The sequence below is a fragment of the Sphingobacterium faecale genome, from assembly GCF_016746095.1.
GTDB lineage: Bacteria > Bacteroidota > Bacteroidia > Sphingobacteriales > Sphingobacteriaceae > Sphingobacterium > Sphingobacterium faecale.
The window spans coordinates 164699-185083 of record NZ_JAERTY010000008.1; the positions used below are offsets into that span (position 1 = coordinate 164699).

Consider the following 20385-nt stretch of genomic DNA (forward strand, 5'->3'; position numbering starts at 1 on the left):
TTATCGTTAAGATTACTTATTTGTTATCTAGTTTTTCAAACTTATCGTAATCTATTTTTTTCGATTTTGTCTTAACAGTAGTTTTCAAGTGATCAAAAACCTTAAGTGCTTTTACTTCTTCGAATAGGCGGTTTGCTTGCTCTCTATCCGATAGAAGCTGCATTGCAAACTGACCCAATTGCTCATCTGTAGGCTCTTCGTTGATGTTGTACATCTTGATTTGACCGTAGATACGCTCTTTTGCTAAGTCAACAACCTCGTCGTATTTAACTTCCAAGTTGTTTGCTGTAACGATTCTGTTCTCGATGATCGTCCATTTCAAGTTGTTCACGAAGTCTGCAAAACCTTCTTCGATTTCTTCCGCTGAAAGGTTAGGGTTAGTCGCCTGTAACCATCTTTTTAAGAAATCCTCTGGGAATTTAGCTTCTACTTTCTCCATACCAAAAGTGTACATATCGTTACGTAGCTTCTGCGCAGAGTTTTGCTTGAATAGGTTTTCTACTTCTTCTTTTACTTTTTCGTTGAATTGCTCTTCAGTAGTTACTTCACCTTCTGGGAACAATTTGTCGAAGAACTCCTGATTTAGATCAGCTTCTTCTAAACGGTTGATGTTCTGTACCGAAAGTTCGAATTTAGTTACATCAAGATTTTCAGCCTCTTCTTCGGTAATACCTAAGATACGAGCGATATCAGCAACTTTGAATGCTTTTTTAATATCGATTTTAACTGTATCGTCTTTTTTAAGACCTACTAAAGATTTTTTAATTTTAGCGTCTTCGATTACATCCGTACGTACAGACGTAGTTTTTTCGATACCGTCTTCTTTTTCTTGTTTTAATGTCGCGTATAATACGTCACCTTCCTCAGAAACCTCTGGGTTAGTCATTTTACCGTAGCTGCGACGTAAGTTTTTAGTGCGCTCGACTAATGTAGCATCATCAGCTTTGATATCATACTCAACAAACTCGGTCTCTGCTGTGAAAGGAATGTCAAAAATTGGAGCAAGACCAATCTCATAGTTGAAATTGAACGTGTCTTTGTAGTCCCAATTGTATTTGTTTTCATCTTCAGCATCTACTGGAAGAGGTTGTCCCAATACTTCAAGTTTCTCTTCTGTGATATAGGCTGAAATCTTTTCATTTACAACGCGGTTGATCTCATCAAATAAAATAGCTTTACCGTAAGTACGTCTAATATGACCTACAGGTACCATTCCAGGACGGAATCCTGGTAATTTCGCTTTCTTTGCTTGATCTTTAATCGCTTTGTCGACTGCAGGATTATAATCTTCTGGTGTTAAATCAACGCTGATTTTTGCGCTGATATCATCGATTTTCTGATGTGAAATGTTCATACTTTTCTTTAAGCGTTATTTTCGCATTATAAAAAAAATCCCCCCGATGTATTTTGGTCGGGAGGATATCAAGTGCGGAAGAAGGGACTCGAACCCCCACGCCTTGCGGCGCCAGATCCTAAGTCTGGTGCGGCTACCAATTACGCCACTTCCGCAGTTAGGATTTCTTTTGTGCTACAAAGATAGAACTCAAAACGATATTTGTCAAGCCTTTTTTAATAAAAAAAGCATTTATAGTTCACTTTTATCTATAAACACCTAATATTCAGTTTGATTATTTTTAACGAAAAATAGATGATATAGTGTAATATCAGTAAGGAAAGCTTCATTCTACCTACTGCATGTTTTGTACTTGTCTTTTTGACCTCAAAAAAACACAGAAAAAATTTGTTGGTATCAAATATTGTATGTTACTTTGAATATCAAAGTACTTTTATGAGTCAACACGATTTAATTAAGGAGATAGGACAGATCAGGTCGCTCATGGAGCGTTCCTCCAAATTCATGTCTATAAGCGGTCTTTCTGGTATTCTTATCGGAAGCTATGCTTTAATAGGTGCTTTCTTTGGCTATGTTACGGTATATGGTGCGCGTACCGATTTTAGATACCGGGACAACTATATTACGGATTCTGGTATAATCGGTAAGTTGATTCTCATTGCGGCAGTGGTGTTGTTGGCATCTGTGCTTACGGCTTTTCTGATGGCCAGGCATAAGGCTAGAAAGAACAAGCAGACAATTTGGAATGCGACCAGCAAAGGATTGCTTATAGCAACGGCCATTCCTTTATTGACAGGAGGCGTGTTCTCGATGCTGTTAATATATAAAGGAGCATATGGTCTTATCGCTTCTTCCTTATTGATTTTTTATGGACTGGCATTGAGTGCAGCAAGTAGCTTTACTTTTAGAGAAGCCAGGTGGCTTGGTATTATGGATATTCTATTGGGATTATTCGCTTTGGCATTTCCAGGTTATGGTCTTTGGTTCTGGGCAACGGGATTTGGCCTATTGCATATTGTTTACGGAATTATAGTACATCAACGTTACGAGAAGTGAGTTTAGATCTATCCCTATACGATAAAGTGCTGGAAAATCGTGTCCGTTTGCAGATCATGAGTGTATTGGTCGCTAATGAACATTACGATTTTAATGCTTTAAAAGAACTCCTGCAGGTTACAGATGGCAATCTCGCTTCTAATCTCAAGAGTCTGGAAAAGGAGGGATACCTTATTGTAGAGAAAAGTTTTGTGGATAGAAAACCCAATACCAAATATATCCGTACCGACAAAGGACAAAAAGCCTTTGAAAATCATTTGACAGCATTGGAAAATTTGATCAAGCAGCAGTATAAATAAATTTTTTTGCCTACCAACTTTGAAAAGCAAAGTACTTTCTTTTAGAGATGGTGTATAATACAGACTTAGCACACATTTTATAACATACGAATAACATTTAAATAGAATAACAATCATGGAAAATGAAATTAAAACTCCTCCGCAACTCCCTAATTCGAGTATGACCGTCTTTGAGCGAATCAGTAATTCCGTCATCTTGAAAATGTTTGTCATCTTCGTGCTGCTGCTGATTATGATGATTCCCATGTCTTTGGTCGATGATCTGGTCCGTGAGAGACGGGATCGTGAACAGCAGGTTTCTTCCGAAATTGCCGCTAAATGGGGGCGGGATCAGGTCATTGCCAGTCCGGTGTTGGCTGTTCCTTATGATTATGTTAGTGAGGTAATTGAAAAGGATAGTAAGGGGAAAGAAGTTGTTGTACAACGTGTTGAACAGGATTGGATGTTTCTTCTGCCCAGTCACAGCCAAGTGCAGACCGATATTAAACCAGAGAATCTGAAAAGAGGCATTTATGAATCGGTTGTGTATAATTCAAATTTTACCATCAAAGGAAACTTCGCTGGTCTGGATATGAAATTGCTTCCTGTAGCGGCCGATAAAATGAGATGGTCAGAGGCACAATTGGTTTTTGGGATACAGGATGTAAAAGGGCTATCGTCTGATCCTGAATTGGAATGGGCAGGTCAAAAAATGCCATTATCGATGGATGTAAGGAACTTTCAGCTGTTTAATAACAACATGGCTGCCAATCTGCCTTTGACCAAAGGAGAAGATACCAAGTTTGATTTTCAGATTCGCGTGAAGCTGAGAGGTTCCAAATCAATCAACTTTTTGCCTTTGGCTAACCATACGTTGGTTCAGGCCAAGGGAAGTTGGGGAAATCCGAGTTTCAATGGAGCTTATCTGCCCGAAACCCGTGAGGTGACGGATAAAGAATTCAATGCATCATGGAATATCCCGAGCTTTGGAAGAAAACTGCCGCAGCAATGGTCTGGAGGAAATGACCGCGTGTACCGTTTTTCAGGTATGTCGCTTGCTGAGGCAAATTTTGATCATTATATAGAGACCACAGATGCTGCAGGTGTGGCCAGCGCGAATATAGAGGCAGCCACAGATATGGATATGGTACAGATCAACTTCCTTCCCGAGGTGAATAATTATCAAAAAACAACACGGGTAGCGAAGTATGGGATACTTGTTATTGTATTGACATTTGCATCACTGTTTTTTACCGAGATTATTAAAAAGCAACGCATTCATTTGATTCAGTATATTTTAATTGGCGCTGCGATGATCTTGTTTTACTCGTTGTTACTTGCCATCTCTGAACATTTAGGATTTAATATTGCCTATTTACTTGCCGCGCTTGCGACAATAGGTCTTATTGCCTCCTTCATTAAAATGATAACGAAGGATAATCGCACAGCCTTGTTGTTTACGGGGATTCTTGGTCTGTTTTATGGCTTTATTTTCGTGCTGATGCAATTGCGTGATTATTCCTTGATTGTGGGGACCGTCGGTGTATTTATTATTCTGGCTATACTTATGCGTATATCTACGAAGATTAACTGGTATCAGTTCGATAAGCAATGAAACTAGGTTCTGAAGGCATCAAGATGTATGTGACATACATCTTGATGCTACTTAAACGATTTTAGCAAAGGCTTGCTAGACGCAACCTGCATAAACAGAATCTGACATTTCTCCCGTAAAAACGTTTAGTACTCCAAAATAGATGTGCAATTGTTCTATTTTATGGTAATGATTGGGCAGTTGCCATTCTAATTGGCCATCGTTCACCGCAGCTGTACCTTCATAAAGGCTAGCCTCGTTTTCGATGTCATAGGCCAACAGTAGTAACTTGTAGTGTCCATCGTATCGGTGCCGATGTCTCTCCCATGTTATCATTAATTTACATTGTTCACGGTGTAATGAAGTAACAATTGGCAGATCAAGATTTCCTCTAAAGATTAATGCCTTTTCTGGGTTGATATAAGGGATAGTATCTTCATCATAATCAATTGCATTTTTGAAGAAATAAGACTGTGCAGCTTGAAAAGTACCGATTCGACTCCCCGGAGGTGCTATATTTTTGTAACCTAGCTTGATTATTTCTCCTATAGGGGATAAAAACTTAGATACCGCTTTCATACGATTACGGTTGATAATTGTTAATTCAGTAGGTTTACGTTTGACATAGCGCGGAAGCGATCGGATTATTGCTTGACCATTTAGTTCATAGCCTACAACACTTCCTACTTTTCCTGAGAACGGGCCGTTGATACCACCTTTTAGTATTGCCATAATTTTTGTTTTTAGGAGTACCGCATACCGAGAAGGTTCGGAACATGTCCTGTACTAGTTTATAATTAATTATTACTAAATATACTGATTATTCTGATAATATAGAAATATGATAAAGATTATCTAGAGTATTGCTAGTGATTTACCTCTATTAACCCTCTATAAAACCCCTATTTACCCCCTATAAAATCTCTATAATTTTATAAGGAGTAACGAACTTGATATCTACTTGGGGTTTAACTGAAAGGAAATACAGGTAGAACATAATGACCTAAGTTCATTTCTGAATAAATCCTGTGTAATTACGCTTAAAAGGTTCATGTTTTTGTTAATATTTTTGCATTCGGGATTTGTTTCCGAAAAATTTATCGAAAATAAGCAGCGTAGCTGAATTCATTGATAATAAGCCTAAATTTGACTGTAACCCTAACAGTGCCTTAGATAGATAGGTAGACTGTATATGTAAACTCAGCGAAGTACAAATATGAAGAAAGCTAAAGTTTTTTCAATGTTTGCGTTTTTGTTCATCTCCGTAGGAACGAGTCAAGCGCAAAAAGTCAATTACGAATGGAAACAAGGCGAGGAAGGCGGATATTCGTATAAATATGTCTCCAACGATCCCACACATTCAAGGTTCTATACCTTAAAAAATGGTTTGACGGTTATTCTTAGTCCCAGTAAGAAAGAGCCGCGGATCCAAACTTATATTGCGACCAAAGCAGGAAGTAAAACAGATCCTAAAGATCATACAGGGTTAGCACATTATCTCGAGCACTTATTGTTTAAAGGTACAGATCGGTTTGGTTCTTTGGATTGGGCAAAGGAAAAGCCTTTGTTGGATAAGATCGATGGTCTCTATGAAGACTATAACTCCACAAAAGACGAGGCTAAGCGTAAGGCAATCTATAAGGAAATCGATGAAGTCTCTGGTGAAGCCGCTAAGTATGCGATCGCCAATGAATATGATAAACTCATGAGCAATATGGGGGCAGATGGAACCAACGCTTTTACTTCATTCGAACAGACTGTCTATATTGAAGATATTCCCAACAATGTAGTCGACAAGTATCTTGCGGTACAGGCCGAACGTTTCAGAAGCCCGGTCTTTCGTTTGTTCCATACCGAACTAGAAGCTGTTTATGAAGAGAAAAACATCGGTTTGGATACGGACAACCGTAAGGCGATAGAGGCCATGTTCGAAGGGTTGTTCCCAACCAACAATTATGGACAACAAACGGTATTAGGCACCGTGGAACATCTTAAAAACCCTTCGTTGAAAGCTATCCGTGCATATTTTGACGCATATTATGTGCCCAATAACATGGGGGTCATCATGTCAGGAGATTTTGATCCTACAGCTATGATCAAGAAGGTGGATGCGGCGTTTGCTTATATGCAGCGCAAAGACGTACCTCCTTACAACTTTGCGCCCGAAAAACCGATTACAAGTCCTATCATTAAAGAGGTGAAGGGGCCTAATTCCGAGTTTTTATTCTTAGGATTTAGATTTCCGGGAGCAGCTACCAAAGATGCTCAGATGCTTAATCTTTTAGGAAGCATATTGACCAATGGTTCTGCCGGATTGATCGATTTGGACTTGGTAAAATCACAGAAGTTATTAGGTGCAGGAGCTTTCCCTTATATCCTAAAAGACTATTCGATGTTGATCCTTCAGGGGAATCCGTCTCAGGGACAGTCTTTGGATCAGGTTAAAGAATTGCTATTGGCCGAATTGGCGAAACTGCGTAAAGGAGATTTCTCTGAGGATTTGATTACTTCTATTGTCAATAATGAGCGCAAGTCTCAGATTGCACGAAATGATAGTTATCAAAGTAGAGCGGAAGAGTTAATGGGGGCTTTTACCTCCGAGTTGGATTGGGCTAATGAGTTGCGCAATACCGATTGGTTAGCTACGGTGACTAAAAAAGATATCGTTGATTTTGCTAACAAATATCTGAATGATCAAAACTATGTGGCTATTTACAAGCGTCAGGGAGTAGATGAAAATGTGGTGAAGGTCGTGAAACCGGAGATCACACCGGTAACTGTAAACCGGGAAGCGCAATCGGAGTTCTTGACGAAAGTTAATGCGATGCCTGAAGAGGAAATTAAACCGGTATGGTTGGATTACAGCAAAGATATCCAGAAATCTTCCTCTCACGGCGTGGATGTTTTGGCCGTAGAAAATAAAGACAATGAATTGTTCAGTTTAGTATATCGCTTTCCTTTGGGCTCATGGAATAATAGACTGTTGGGATTAGCAACGGGATACTTGGAGTTTCTGGGAACTAAAGAGAAGAGCAGCGAACAATTCAGTAAGGATTTTTATAAGTTAGCTTCTGATTTTTCTGTTTCTGCGGGTAATGAGGAAACGACTGTTTCTATAGCCGGACTGGATCGTAATTTTGAAGCTTCTGTAGCCTTGATACAAGATCTGTTGAGAAATTGTGTGGCGGATCAATCTGCATTCGATGCTTATATCGGCCGGTTGAAAAAGTCGAGAGTGAATGCCAAGGAAAACAAAGATGCTATCATGAACGGTCTTAAAGCTTATGCAAAGTATGGTGCGAAAAATCCATTCAACTATACATTTACCGATGCAGAATTAGATCAGCTTAAGGCAGGGGATTTGGTACAGGCATTGCATGACTTATCGAAGACTAAACATACCGTTCTTTATTTTGGCCCTAAGAAGGTAGCGCAGTTGACCGCTGCTTTGCCTGCGTTGAAGGTAGGTGCCGGAGCATTTGTGACTATTCCACAGGGTACATCGTTTAAAGAGTTGGCTACGACCGAAAATCAGGTGCTGTTTTCTAACTATAACATGAAGCAGGCCGATATCTTCTGGTTTAGAAATTCGGATACCTACAATGCGGCTTTAACCCCTACGGTGTCTTTATTCAATAGTTATTTCGGTGGCGGAATGGGAAGTATTGTTTTCCAGACGATCCGCGAGTCCAAAGCTTTAGCCTATTCGACCTATGCTTTTTACGGCGCTCCTTATAAAAAGGAAAATCATTATACGGTAGGTGCTTACGTGGGAACACAGTCCGACAAATTTATGGACGCTATAAAAGGTATGAATGAGCTTATCGACGTATTACCGGAATCTTCAAAATCTTTCGAGACGGCGAAGATCAGTTTAATGAAATCTATCGCTAGTGAACGTATAACTAATACAGGAATCTTGAATAGTTATCTGGCTGCTGAACGCTTAGGTAATCAGACGGATATCCGGAGGTCTGTATATGAGAAAATACCGGCTCTTACTTTTGCTGATGTGAACACGTTTCACAAGAAAGAATTTAGTAAAAAACCTTATATCTATTGTATCGTGGCGGACGAATCAGGTTTGAAAGCAGATGATCTGAAGAACTTGGGGCAATTCAAGAAATTGACGTTGGCAGAAATATTTGGTTATTAAAATACATACAACTACCTAATCATATACCTCAATTCATGGATGTGAACGGGACGCTCAACTAAAGAGCGCCCCGTTTTTTTTATTGACACCAAAATTTTACAACATTTCATCGGAATGATATAAATGAAAACCTATCTTCGTTGCATAACTTTGTGGCTGTTGCTATGAGACAATTATTCGTCGTTTTAATATCGCTTCTGTATCTGCTGTTGTCTTCGGGCTTCACGCAGTTTTCGCATGAGTGTAAGGGAGCGGCGGTCAGGTTGGTTAGCTTAACCTCTTCGGCGGCAGTAGGAGATCAACCATGTCCGATATGTCTTGGCAAAGAAAAGAACCTGAAGAAATCTAAAAAGGACTGTTGTAAGCATGCCAGTAAGACACTGAAAGTAGATGTCTCTACATCGGGGAGTGGACATACTGACTTTGCCTTTAAGATATTTGCTCATGTATTTCCAGAGCGGATGTTGGGCGCGCTGTTTGATAGGAATGTCGAAGGAGATTTCCTGTTCAATGCACATTATTATTCTACCAAACTAGTCCCCTGGAGCAATCCACTTTATATTTTCTATTGCGTTTATAGAATTTAAACCCTCGTCTATCTTCATTTAAGTATCAATGCGGTTTCCCTTAGCGGAAGTCGTACTATTCCTTTTTTTTATTTTAAATGTATCGTATAGATGAATATCAAGTTCATGGCATCTATAGGTATGGTCTTGGGATTCTCTGTAAGTAGTATTGCCCAGGTACTAGATCTTAAGGATGCGCTAAAACTGGCTGTTGATAATTATGATAAAATCAAAGCCAAGGAAGTCCTTGTTGAAGCTTCCGCACAAAACACCCTTTATCAACAGAAACAATATCTGCCTGATGTAACAGTAGCTGCTCAGCAGAGTTATGGAACCATCAACGCTCAGAATGGACCATTATATGCTTATGGAGGACTTGCCTCAGCAGCGACATCCATGCCATTGGCCGATCAGAATTGGAACGCAGCCTTTGGTTCGCTGTATTTTGCCAATGTAAACTGGAACATATTTACTTTTGGTCGCCTGAAGAAGCAGGTCGATCTCGTTGTGTCGAAAGAAAAGACAGCGACGGCAGATGTGGATCAGGAGATTTTTCAACATCAAGTCAAGGTCAGTGCTGCTTATCTGAACCTTTTGGCTACACAGCGTATCAAGTATGTGCAGCGTAAGAATTTTGAACGTGCAGAGGTTTTTTATGAAATGACCAATACGCGGGCAAAAAGTGGTTTAATCCCCGAGGTGGACGCTTCGCTGGCAAAAGCAGAGGTGTCAAACGCGAGATCGATGGAGATTAAGTCTTTTGATAAAGAGCTGGATTTCTCCAAGCAGTTGGCTGTATTAATGGGAGAGGATTTTAAACTGTATGTACTGGATAGCATATATAGTACAGCAACCCCGACAGCAGTAATTGGACGAATCGCTGATAACAACTTTGAAAATCATCCTTTTTTAGTGTGGCAACAATCTAAAATAGACGAAAGTAAAGAAGTAGAACAGCTTATCCAGTCCCAAAAAAAGCCTAATCTATCGGGATTTGGAGTAATACAAGGCCGAGGGTCTGGCTTTGATTGGAATTATGTTCAGGACAATTCGGCTTACTCTTCGGCCTATCTTAAAGGTGTTGGTATTAATCGGGGTAATTTTTTATTGGGCGTTTCGTTGAGCTGGAACATCACCAATTTGTTCCGTTACGATAGTAAGGTTAACGAACAACGTTTGCTGACAAAATCTTTGGAGTACGATTATGATCGTATGAAAAAAGATCTGGACGCCCAATCTATGTTGGCAAAAAAGCAAATTACCAACTCTTTCGAAAATTTTGAAGAGACGAAAGTACAGCTTGCCGCCGCAGAGCTAGCTTACAAACAACATACAGCACTTTATGAAAATGGCTTAACGACTTTGGTGGATTTCACACAGGCTCTATACAGTCTGCGTCGTGCTGAGATCGATTTTGAAATCGCTCAGAATAACGTATGGCAAAGTTTACTGCTATTGGCAGCTGCAGATGGAGACCTTACTATGCTCTTGGACGCAAGTGTAAAATAACAATTGAGGTATTAATGAGTTCGCGCCCATAAAAATGCTTTGATGGAGCGTATAGAAGAAATTGGCCCGCTAAGTAGGGGGCGTGAAGTAATTATTGACATATGGAATTAATAAGATTTGCACTCCGGAAGCCCATAGCGATTATCGTGATGGTGCTCGGACTACTGTTCTTTGGGATTAAGGCAGCCCAGGATGTTAAAGTAGATATTCTGCCTGAAATGGACCTCCCTGTTGTATATGTAGCTCATTCATTCAATGGCTATACACCACAACAGATGGAAGGGTATTTTATCAAGATGTATGTAAACATGCTTTTGTTTACAAACGGTATCAAGAGTATAGAATCCAAGAATACGCAAGGCCTTACTTTAATGAAGGTGGTTTTCTACGAAGGGACGAATATGGGGGAGGCTCTTGCACAGATTAATGCATTATCGACGCGTTCGCAGGTATTTCTGCCGCCGGGAGCGCCACCCCCATTTATTATCCGCTTTGACTCTTCATCGCAGCCTGTAGGGCAGCTGGTGTTTCGAAGCAATACGAAGAACAATAATCAACTGCAGGATATTGCCAACTTTAACGCACGTCCGTTTTTGATTGCTATTCCAGGACTGACTACAGCACCTCCATTTGGTGGTAGTCCGCGGACAATTGAGATTAATATTGATCCTGTTAAACTGAGGTCACATAATCTCTCTCCTGAGCAGGTTGTAGAGGTTATTAGTAGAAATAATATTACATCGCCCTCAGGTAATGTCTATATCGGTGATACAAATTATTTGACACCAACGAATAATACGGTCAAAACCGTAGAGGAATTGGGAGATGTGCCACTATTTAAAGGTACCGTAGATAATGTATACATAAGGGATGTGGCTACGGTCAAAGACGGAGCCGATATTGCGACAGGCTATGCCCTGATCGATGGCAAGCGTTCGGTGTATGTTAATATCGCTAAGGCAAGCAATGCTTCGACACTGGATGTCGTCAATACGTTGAAAGAGTCGCTTCCTATGATACAACGGAATATGCCGGATGATGTCACGATTTCATATGAGTTCGATCAATCGGTATATATCTCTAATGCCTTGAAAAGTTTGATTATTGAAGGTGTGCTTGGAGCTTTATTGACTGGTTTGATGGTGATGTTGTTCTTGAACGATAGACGAGGAGCGCTGATTGTAATTATGACAATTCCGATTTCCATTATATCAGGCGTTCTGTTTCTGAAGCTCTTCGGACATACTATCAATATCATGTCACTATCCGGTCTGGCCCTAGCGATAGGGATATTAGTGGATGAGAGTACGGTGACTATCGAAAATATACACCAGCATTTCGCCATGGGCAAAACCCGGGCACAAGCCATATGGGATGCCTGTAAGGAAATCGCGTTTCCTAAGTTGTTAATCATGCTTTGTATTTTGGCGGTTTTCGCGCCAGCATTTATGATGACGGGAATTCCAGGAGCATTATTTATGCCTTTGGCCTTGGCTATTGGTTTCTCTATGGTGGTTTCGTTCTTGTTGTCACAGACCTTTGTCCCGATTATGGGCAATTGGATGATGAAGCATAATCCAGAGACCTGTGCAAACCCTTCGCATAAAGATGATTGGTTTTCGAAGTTTAGAGACCGGTTCGTAAATGTGCTCACTGGAATGATGAAATTTAGAAAACCTATTGTTATTATCAGTCTTGTATCTATTCTATTTACGGTTTTTGCACTGTACCAAATTACAGGAAAAGACGTGCTTCCAACAGTAAACTCGAGGCAGTTTCAAGTGCGTATCAAAGCTGCTGAAGGAACACGTATCGAAGTGACGGAAGCAAAAGTAAAAGGTTTTCTAGACCATCTTGGAAATGTCGTGGGTAAGGATAATGTTGCTATTTCTTCCGTATTTATCGGTCAACACCCATCTACTTTTGCGGTGAGTCCTATCTATCTTTATAATGCCGGTCCCCACGAGGCACTGATGCAGGTGGCTTTGAAAGAATTTAAGGGTAATTCTGACGAGCTCAAGGATAAGCTACGGGCATATTACAAAGAGAAAATGCCGGACTTGCATATTTCTTTTGAACCTATCGAACTTACCGAGAAAATTTTGAGCCAAGGTGCTAATAATCCGATCGAGATCCGGGTGTCAGGGATGATGAAAAAGATGAACCGTATTTATGCCAACAAACTCTTGGCAAAGCTTAAAGAGTTGGAGTACATGCGTGATCAGCAGGTCCCTCAATCAATGGATTATCCTGCTTTACAGATTAATATAGATCGTACCCGCGCGGCTCAATTGGGGCTGGATGCACAAGATATCGCTAAATCTTTGGTGGCAGCTACAGCATCTACACGTTATACCAATAAAAACTTCTGGGTAGGTGGTATGATGGGGATTGCCTATGATGTACAGGTGCAGACGCCGCAACATATATTGAATAGCAAAGAAGAGTTGGCCAACTTACCGTTGTCCAAAAATGCCGAGCGACCTATATTAAGTGATGTGGCAACGATTACGCCGACGAAGGAATTGGGCGAAAGCTATAACCTGGGAACCATGGGGTATACAACGGTGACGGCTAATATCCATAAAACGGATTTGGAACGTGCATCAAAGGATGTAGAAGCAGCTATTGCTTCTTTGGGCGAATTGCCAAAAGGGGTAAATATTAACATTGCTGGTTTGGCTCCGGTATTGGATGAGACGATGAAGAGTTTGGCTACGGGGCTGTTGATTGCCGTTGTTGTTATCTTTCTAATGCTGTCAGCTACTTTCCAGTCTTTTAGGGCTTCTTTAGTGATTTTGACTACAGTTCCTTTTGTAATGGTTGGCTCTTTGGTACTGTTGAATCTGTCAGGCTCTACGCTGAACTTACAATCGTATATGGGGTTGATTATGTCTGTAGGTGTATCTATCGCGAATGGGGTTCTGTTAATCAGTAATGCGGAGAGCGTACGTAAGCAAGGAGTTGACGCGATGGCCGCAGGTTTGGAAGCGGCTAAGCTACGGATAAGACCTATCATCATGACGACACTGGCAATGGCAGCGGGAATGCTTCCGATTGCTATTGGATTTGGCGAGGGTGCCGATCAGATATCGCCGTTGGGTAGAGCAGTGATTGGAGGATTGATTTTCTCTACTTTCTCCGTTTTGGTTATACTCCCTCTAGTGTATGGATGGGTGATGAGAAATGTGAGTATCCTGAGTCCGTCATTGGATCCAGAAGACGAAGAAAGTGTTCACTTTAATCAGTCCGTAAATTAATAAAGTAATTATTCGTTTGGATCTGTGAAGTCCCAACGAATGTTCATTATGTTTTTAAAAAATCAAATTATACAGGTATGAAGTTATTAGTATATACAGCTATTGCATCAATTTTTGTTTTTACAGCATGCAATAGCGAGAAGGCAGAAGTAAAAGAAGAAAAAAAGACCGAAAGCAAGGGCATGGGCGGTATGGGTATGATGATGAATCCGTTTGAGACGGTAGTGGTGGCGAAGAGTAATCCCTTGGTGAAACTGCAGCTAGCGGGAGAGTTGATGCCTGATCAATATACTGAATTGTTTGCTAAGGTGAACAGTTATGTGAAAAGTATCCGAGTGGATATTGGAGACAAGGTCTCGCAAGGTCAGGTTCTGATGGTATTGGAAGCGCCGGAGATTCAGTCGCAAGTGGCTAGTGCTAAAGCAAAGTATGAGGCCCAAAATGCGATTTACCTTTCTACGAAGTCGACCTACGATCGTATGTTGAATGCCGATAAAACGGAGGGGGCAATAGCAAAGGATGCTATCGATCAGATTACAGCACGCAAGCTGTCGGATGAAGCGCAATTGAATGCGGCTAAATCTGCCTACGAAGAGATAAGAGATATTGATAACTATCTTGTAATCCGTTCCCCATTTGCAGGTAGTATTACCGATCGGAATGTTGATTTGGGCGCCTATGTGGGACCAATGGGAAAAACACCATTATTGGTGGTTCAGGATAATAGGAAGCTGCGTCTTAATCTTTCTATTCCGGAAGCAAGTACGCCGTATATCAAACAGGGAGATACAATTCGATTCCATGTAAGGTCGCAACCTCAAACTACACATGTGGCATTGGTCACGCGTAAGTCTGGTAGTCTGGATGCTAAGTTTCGAGCAGAAAAGATCGAAGCGGATTTTGCGAATGGCGGTAATGTCCTTAAGCCATTTATGGTGGCTGAGACGGTTATTCCTTTACAGAATACGGTAGCTACATTCTTTGTGCCTAAAATGGCTGTTGTAGAAAGTGGTATGGGAGTTTATGTGATCCGTGTTGAAAATGGAAAAACAAAGAATGTGCCTGTCAGTAAAGGACGTATGATGCCGGATAAAGTAGAAGTATTTGGTGAACTGAATGAGGGAGATGTTATCCTTAAGATGGGTACAGAAGAAATCTTGGAGGGGACGGAGATTCCTGCCAAAACGGAAATGAAGAAATCATAATAGTAAGAAGTTTTTAAACTGTTTTATATGTACAGATTGTTTAAAACATGGGGTATCGCAACAATAGTTGCGGTATCCCTGATAGCCTGCAACAATACTGAAAAAAAAGTGCAGGATTCGGTGGTAACATCGGAGGAAGGAAATAAAATAAATATAAGTAAGAATCCCCTGAAAGGGAAGCAGGTACCTCAGAATCTGGTGTGCATGGTGAATGATGCTTATATGGGGAAAGAACAAATTCTAGTCGAGCATGAAGGGAAAAAGTACTATGGATGCTGTAATATGTGCAAGGAAAAGATTCCTAAGGATGAGAAGTCCCGTATTGCGACGGATCCTTACTCTTTAGAGAAAGTGGATAAAGCGAATGCATTTATCGTTGTGGTCGGGGATAATGGAGAGGTTGCCTATTTTCAGAAGGAAGAAAATTATCACAAGTTTATCAGTGAAAGTTAGCATGTAAGTTTTTTAGTTGTTTATAGTTTTTTTATTTAGATGCCTTTTTAATCGCCTATGGCGAGATTAAGACCTTTGAAGTTTTACACCGTTCCGCGCTTTCAATCTCTAGGTAGTTTGTCAAAGCCTATCTTCCGGGTTTTAATTTTAAAGGCATCTTAATGACCTAGATTTTAAGAGTGGTGTTGATGCTCGTTAACATTACTCTTCGGATATTTTCTTATCTTGCACTTTATACTCCTATCACCGAAGATAGGGTAAATTGTTTTTGATAGTTGACGAATGATAATGAATTAATTGTATGTATATGAATAAGTTGTCTGTATTGGGTGCAGCTCTGCTGATTAGCGTGACTACTGTCGCGCAGAGAAAGCCGGAAGTTAAAATTGATAAATCGTTAATCACAACAAAAGTGCAAGAATCGCTTGGAAAGAAAAACATGACGGCCATGGATCTTTGGGAACTGGGCCGTGTGTCAGCAGAAGGATTGAGCCCTGATGGAAAGACCTTATTATATGGCGTGTCGTATTATTCGTTGAATGATAATAAATCGGAGAAGGATCTGTATGCGCTGTCTTTGGCTGACAAATCGGTGAAGCAGTTTACTGCGGAAGCAGGAGGTGAATCTGTTTTGAAGATCGAGGCCAATGGTGATGTCATCTATAGTTTTAAAGGACAGTTGTGGCGCAAGAATCTACATGGCGGCGCTGCGGTTCAGTTGACCGATGTAGAGGGCGGATTGGAGAATGTTAAGTTTTCTCCCGATGGTAAACATATCCTTTTTAGCAAAGCGGTATTGTTGAAGAATTATCACAGTGTGGATAAATACAAGGATCTTCCTAAATCGAATATCTATATCTATGATGATTTGGACTATCGACATTGGGACAGCTTTAATGATGGACGTTTTAACCATCCGTTTATAGCGAGCTATACGGACGGAAAGATTGGCGAAGCGCTGGATATTTTGAAGGATGAGCCTTATTATAGTCCTACGGCACCTTTTGGTGGAGCAGAGGATTTTACCTGGAGTCCCGATGGGAAGTCGGTACTGTACGTATGTAAAAAGAAGTTCGGAAAGGATTATGCCACAAGTACCAATACGGATATTTATGAATATGAGATAGCGACAGGCAAAACGAAGAACCTTTCGGAGGGGATGCTGGGCTATGATACGAATCCTGTTTTCAGCCCTGATGGAAAACGCCTATCGTGGATGAGTATGAAAACTGACGGGTATGAGGCAGATAAGAATGATATTATTCTTGTCGATCCATCTACCTCGCAAAAGGTAAACCTGACGGCTCATTGGGATGGGACGGTAAATTCATTCGCTTGGAGTAAAGACAATAAGAAGATTTATTTTGTCGCTCCGACACGAGGTACGGTTCAGCTTTTTGCGATTCATGTTCCGGTAAATCTTAACGTACGTTCACTGCCTGTTATCGAACAGATCAGTGAAGGTCAATTTGATATTACGGGTATTGTGGGTGAGTTGAAGGATGGCTTGGTGGTGACTTCTACAAAGATGACACAGGCGACAGAGATTTATCACTATGCTTTTAAATCGAAAAAGCTTGCCCCGTTGACCACTGTCAATGATGCTCATTATGCGCGATTGAATGAGACAAAAGTCGAAGGTCGGTTTACCAAGGCTTCGGATGGTGAAGATTTATTCTCATGGGTAATCTATCCACCTAACTTTGATCCGACGAAGAAATATCCAACCTTATTATTCTGTCAGGGGGGGCCACAATCGGCCACTACGCAGGGGTATTCGTTTCGTTGGAGTTTTCAGTTGATGGCGTCGCAAGGTTATATCGTTATCCTGCCGAATAGACGAGGTATGCCAGGATGGGGCGTGAAGTGGAACGAGGATATCTCCAAGGATTGGGGGGGACAAGCTATTCGAGATTATCTTTCTGCGATCGACGATTTTTCTAAAGAAAGCTATGTCGATAAGTCTCGTATTGGGGCTATAGGCGCTAGTTACGGTGGCTACTCGGTATTTATGCTGGCCGGCGTTCATGAGGGGCGTTTCAAGTCATTAATCTCCCACTGTGGTCTGTTTGATATGACCTCTTGGTATGGTACGACTGAGGAATTGTTTTTCGCGAATCATGACCTAGGGGGAGCGTACTGGGACAAGAAAAATGAGAAGACTTATACGGATTTTAACCCTATCAAGCATGTAGACAAATGGAATACGCCTATCTTGATATTCCAAGGAGGCAAGGATTATCGAGTGCCTATTGGACAAGGACTAGAGGCTTTCCAGGCGGCACAACTTAAAGGTGTGAAAAGTCGATTGGTGTATATGCCGGACGAAAATCACTGGGTGCTATCGGGACATAATGCGCAGGTATGGCAACGGGAGTTTTTTGATTGGCTAAAAGAAACACTCTAATAAAAAAGAACGGGATCCAATTTGGATCCCGTTCTTTTTTATATTGTACTGAACCATTTTTGGAATAAATGACCTACAACTGGAAGTTCTTTTTGGCTACCATTGAAGGCCGAGATAAGTCCCATGATCCAAAGAATCAATAACGCTATGCCTACTACCATGCCTATAATCGCGCCGGCGACAGGGATGTACCGGAATACCCCCGAAACTAGTCCGATAACCAGCAATCCTAGGTTTTGACGAATATGAAACTTCGCGAAGCTGTTGTTTTTGTCTTTGTTCATGACGAAAGCTACGATTAATCCGATTAATGTGATGTAGGAGATAATCGCTATGCTTTTTCCCTCTTCCACGGTGTTTTTTACTGGTGTGTTGTCCATTGTTGTTAAGTTGAATTTGTTTTGAACAAAGGTAATGACAAAACCCATGCCTATTCGTCCCCGAAAACCGTGATATTTTTTTTATTTCGTATCCTTCTTCCCAAAGATTGAGATTTTTAGGTATTTTCCAGGATTTGTTTTCAAATCATGAACGAGTTCATTGAGGTTTGCCGAAGCTTTATTCAGATTGTCATAGAGCTGATCATCATTCAGCAGCAAACCAATGGAACCTTCACCTTTATTTATTTTTCCGGTAATAGCTTGTACATCTTTCATAGCTTTATGTGCGTTGTCAACCGTAGCTTTTATCTCGGTTTTGGAGAGGTCGTCTGAAAGATTGTCTAGGTTTGCTAAAATAGAGTTTATTTTCTCGTTGTTGTTTTTAAAGTTATCGGTAATGGATTCTAGATTTTGCATGATTTTAGCCAAGCGTATGCGCTCGGATCCCATAAGACCTTCTACATCACTGGTGATCTTTTCCATATTGGTTAAGGATGCCGATATACTACGTAGGCTCTTTTTAAAATCACGTTGGAATTCGTCATCCAAGGCTGTGTTTACAGCACTCAGTACCGAGTCTAGCTTGACAACGAGGTTCTCAATTTTTTTCTGTAAAGGCTCTACTTTTTCCATGAGGTTGGCCTGTACATCGGACTGTAAAGGATCTCCGCTTCTAGCCATGGTGCTGCTATTGCCAATGTCGAAAACAATAACTTTACTACCTAGAATACTTTCGCTGACTATACGGGCGATGGTATTAGAGGGGATATCATAGCTACTTTTAATCTTGAATTCAGTCCTGATTTTTCCATTATCCATGAGCGACATTTTGGACACACGTCCGATTTGGTAACCATTGACCATTACAGGCTTAGATGTTGCTAGACCATCTACATTGTCGTAGTCCGTATAAAACATATTGTCGGTACTGAATACATCATTACCCCGTAAAAAACTATAACCGATAAATAATAAGGCAATTGCGATTGCCGTTAATGCGCCTACTTTAGTCTCGTTTGATATTTTCAAAATATAATCATTTAAGGGTTTAGTCTATACCTCCATATAAACAGTTTAAACTTACATAAATTCATTTTTATATGCAATACAAGGAATATCGATATAAAAGCGACTTCTGTTTTTTATTAAACAATAAATATGGGGTAAATGTTTACTTCTCCGTGGCAGTTTTATACTTCTTTATAGCTTGAAAGAGATTTTCTACAATTTCGGCCTGCCCTTCGTCTGATAACATGTAGTTTTCTTCTTCCGCATTATTGATGAAGCCTATTTCCGTGAGTACTGCCGGCATGGAGGCACGAGCGAGAACGGCTAATCCCTGTTCTTTTACGCCACGGTCTACACGCTTTGAGGCGGTATATTCATGCTGTATGTAGGAAGCAAATCGAATACTTCTATCGCGATATTGTCTTCGCATCAATTTAAATACGATATAACTGGAAGGGTCTTTAGGGTCGAAGTTGCCTAAGTCACTATTGTCGTCATCATGTAACAACATATCGGCATTCTCTCGAATAGCTACGTCCTGTTCGGACATGCGATGGAATCCTAATACAAAGGTTTCCGTTCCAGAAGCCTTTGAAGTACGTTGACTCGTGGAGTTCGCGTGTATGGAAAGGAAAATATCGGCATTGTTTTTATTGGCTATTTCGGAACGGGTCCGGAAGGGAATGTCTACATCCGTTGTACGTGTCATTATTACGTTGATACCCAGTTTGTTTTCTAACTCTGTTTTTAACTTTTTAGAGACATCCAGTACCAGATTTTTTTCTAATGAACGACGGCCTGCTGCTCCTGTGGCTGGTCCTCCATGGCCCGGATCAATTACAATAGTAAACGTCTTTTTATTTTTTGTGACCGGAGGGTCGTTTGTAATAGCGGCAAATGAAACAGAGGTTACTAGAAAAGAGGATGTGAGTAGTGTAAAGCTTAATTTTTTAACAATATTTAAAAATTTCATCGGCATTTTTTTTACATTTTTGTCCTAGCTGATTTATAACGAACTGACAAAGATAGTTGTTTAATTGTATATGATAAAAATAAGAACCTTTTATTAATGATTTTGACTACTTTTGCCAGTAATAGTTTATTTTTACGACTAAAATAATATTTCGTATTTCAACTTTGGAAACGCCTACTCGTCTTT

General features: G+C 40.5%; 15 protein-coding genes and 1 tRNA gene. 10 read left to right on the forward strand and 6 right to left on the reverse strand.

From position 1 onward, the window contains the following. Positions 1-16: 16 nt before the first annotated feature. Positions 17-1354: a trigger factor gene (locus tag JKG61_RS14590; protein ID WP_202103691.1), complete on the reverse strand. Its 1338-nt coding sequence runs from the start codon at positions 1352-1354 to the stop codon at positions 17-19. Between the two features lie 73 nt (positions 1355-1427). Then, a tRNA-Leu gene (locus JKG61_RS14595) sits at positions 1428-1509 on the reverse strand. A 280-nt stretch (positions 1510-1789) separates the two neighbouring features. Between JKG61_RS14595 and JKG61_RS14600 the strand changes: the two genes are divergently transcribed. From JKG61_RS14600 to creD, 3 genes are all read left to right on the forward strand, one after another. Beyond that, entirely contained in the window at positions 1790-2410 is a 621-nt protein-coding gene (locus JKG61_RS14600) for a hypothetical protein (protein ID WP_202103692.1), read from the forward strand. After that, positions 2407-2709, forward strand: coding sequence for a winged helix-turn-helix domain-containing protein (locus JKG61_RS14605; protein ID WP_202103693.1), 303 nt, complete (start codon positions 2407-2409; stop codon positions 2707-2709). The genes JKG61_RS14600 and JKG61_RS14605 overlap by 4 nt, the downstream gene beginning before the upstream one ends. Positions 2710-2824: 115 nt before the next feature. Next, entirely contained in the window at positions 2825-4303 is a 1479-nt protein-coding gene (gene creD / locus JKG61_RS14610; protein WP_237249487.1) for a cell envelope integrity protein CreD, read from the forward strand. Between the two features lie 75 nt (positions 4304-4378). Here creD and JKG61_RS14615 read toward each other — a convergent pair whose 3' ends face one another. Then, a complete protein-coding gene (locus JKG61_RS14615) occupies positions 4379-5014 on the reverse strand; it encodes a DUF6266 family protein (RefSeq protein ID WP_202103694.1) in 636 nt (211 codons plus the stop codon). Between the two features lie 484 nt (positions 5015-5498). Between JKG61_RS14615 and JKG61_RS14620 the strand changes: the two genes are divergently transcribed. From JKG61_RS14620 to JKG61_RS14650, 7 genes are all read left to right on the forward strand, one after another. Then, the gene (locus JKG61_RS14620) at positions 5499-8438 is read left to right on the forward strand and encodes a M16 family metallopeptidase (RefSeq protein ID WP_202103695.1); all 2940 of its coding nucleotides are present in this window, start codon (positions 5499-5501) and stop codon (positions 8436-8438) included. Between the two features lie 164 nt (positions 8439-8602). Further along, positions 8603-9025, forward strand: a complete 423-nt coding sequence (locus JKG61_RS14625; protein WP_202103696.1) for a hypothetical protein — start codon at positions 8603-8605, stop codon at positions 9023-9025. Between the two features lie 90 nt (positions 9026-9115). Next, positions 9116-10513, forward strand: coding sequence for a TolC family protein (locus JKG61_RS14630; protein ID WP_202103697.1), 1398 nt, complete (start codon positions 9116-9118; stop codon positions 10511-10513). Positions 10514-10614: 101 nt separating this feature from the next. Further along, the gene (locus JKG61_RS14635) at positions 10615-13773 is read left to right on the forward strand and encodes an efflux RND transporter permease subunit (RefSeq protein WP_202103698.1); all 3159 of its coding nucleotides are present in this window, start codon (positions 10615-10617) and stop codon (positions 13771-13773) included. A 77-nt stretch (positions 13774-13850) separates the two neighbouring features. Then, on the forward strand, positions 13851-14978 hold the full coding sequence (locus JKG61_RS14640; protein ID WP_202103699.1) for an efflux RND transporter periplasmic adaptor subunit: 1128 nt from the start codon (positions 13851-13853) through the stop codon (positions 14976-14978). A gap of 27 nt (positions 14979-15005) precedes the next feature. Next, positions 15006-15431, forward strand: a complete 426-nt coding sequence (locus JKG61_RS14645) for a TRASH domain-containing protein (protein WP_202103700.1) — start codon at positions 15006-15008, stop codon at positions 15429-15431. A gap of 307 nt (positions 15432-15738) precedes the next feature. Then, a complete protein-coding gene (locus JKG61_RS14650; protein WP_202103701.1) occupies positions 15739-17838 on the forward strand; it encodes a S9 family peptidase in 2100 nt (699 codons plus the stop codon). A 38-nt stretch (positions 17839-17876) separates the two neighbouring features. Here the strand turns inward: JKG61_RS14650 and JKG61_RS14655 are convergent, their stop codons facing one another. From JKG61_RS14655 to JKG61_RS14665, 3 genes are all read right to left on the reverse strand, one after another. Beyond that, positions 17877-18218 carry a DUF4870 domain-containing protein gene (locus tag JKG61_RS14655; protein WP_202103702.1) on the reverse strand — a complete coding sequence of 114 codons (342 nt, stop codon included), beginning with the start codon at positions 18216-18218 and terminating at the stop codon, positions 17877-17879. A gap of 81 nt (positions 18219-18299) precedes the next feature. Continuing rightward, a complete protein-coding gene (locus JKG61_RS14660) occupies positions 18300-19247 on the reverse strand; it encodes an MlaD family protein (protein WP_202103703.1) in 948 nt (315 codons plus the stop codon). Positions 19248-19389: 142 nt separating this feature from the next. Beyond that, on the reverse strand, positions 19390-20199 hold the full coding sequence (locus JKG61_RS14665) for an N-acetylmuramoyl-L-alanine amidase family protein (protein ID WP_202103704.1): 810 nt from the start codon (positions 20197-20199) through the stop codon (positions 19390-19392). Between the last annotated feature and the right edge of the window lie 186 nt (positions 20200-20385).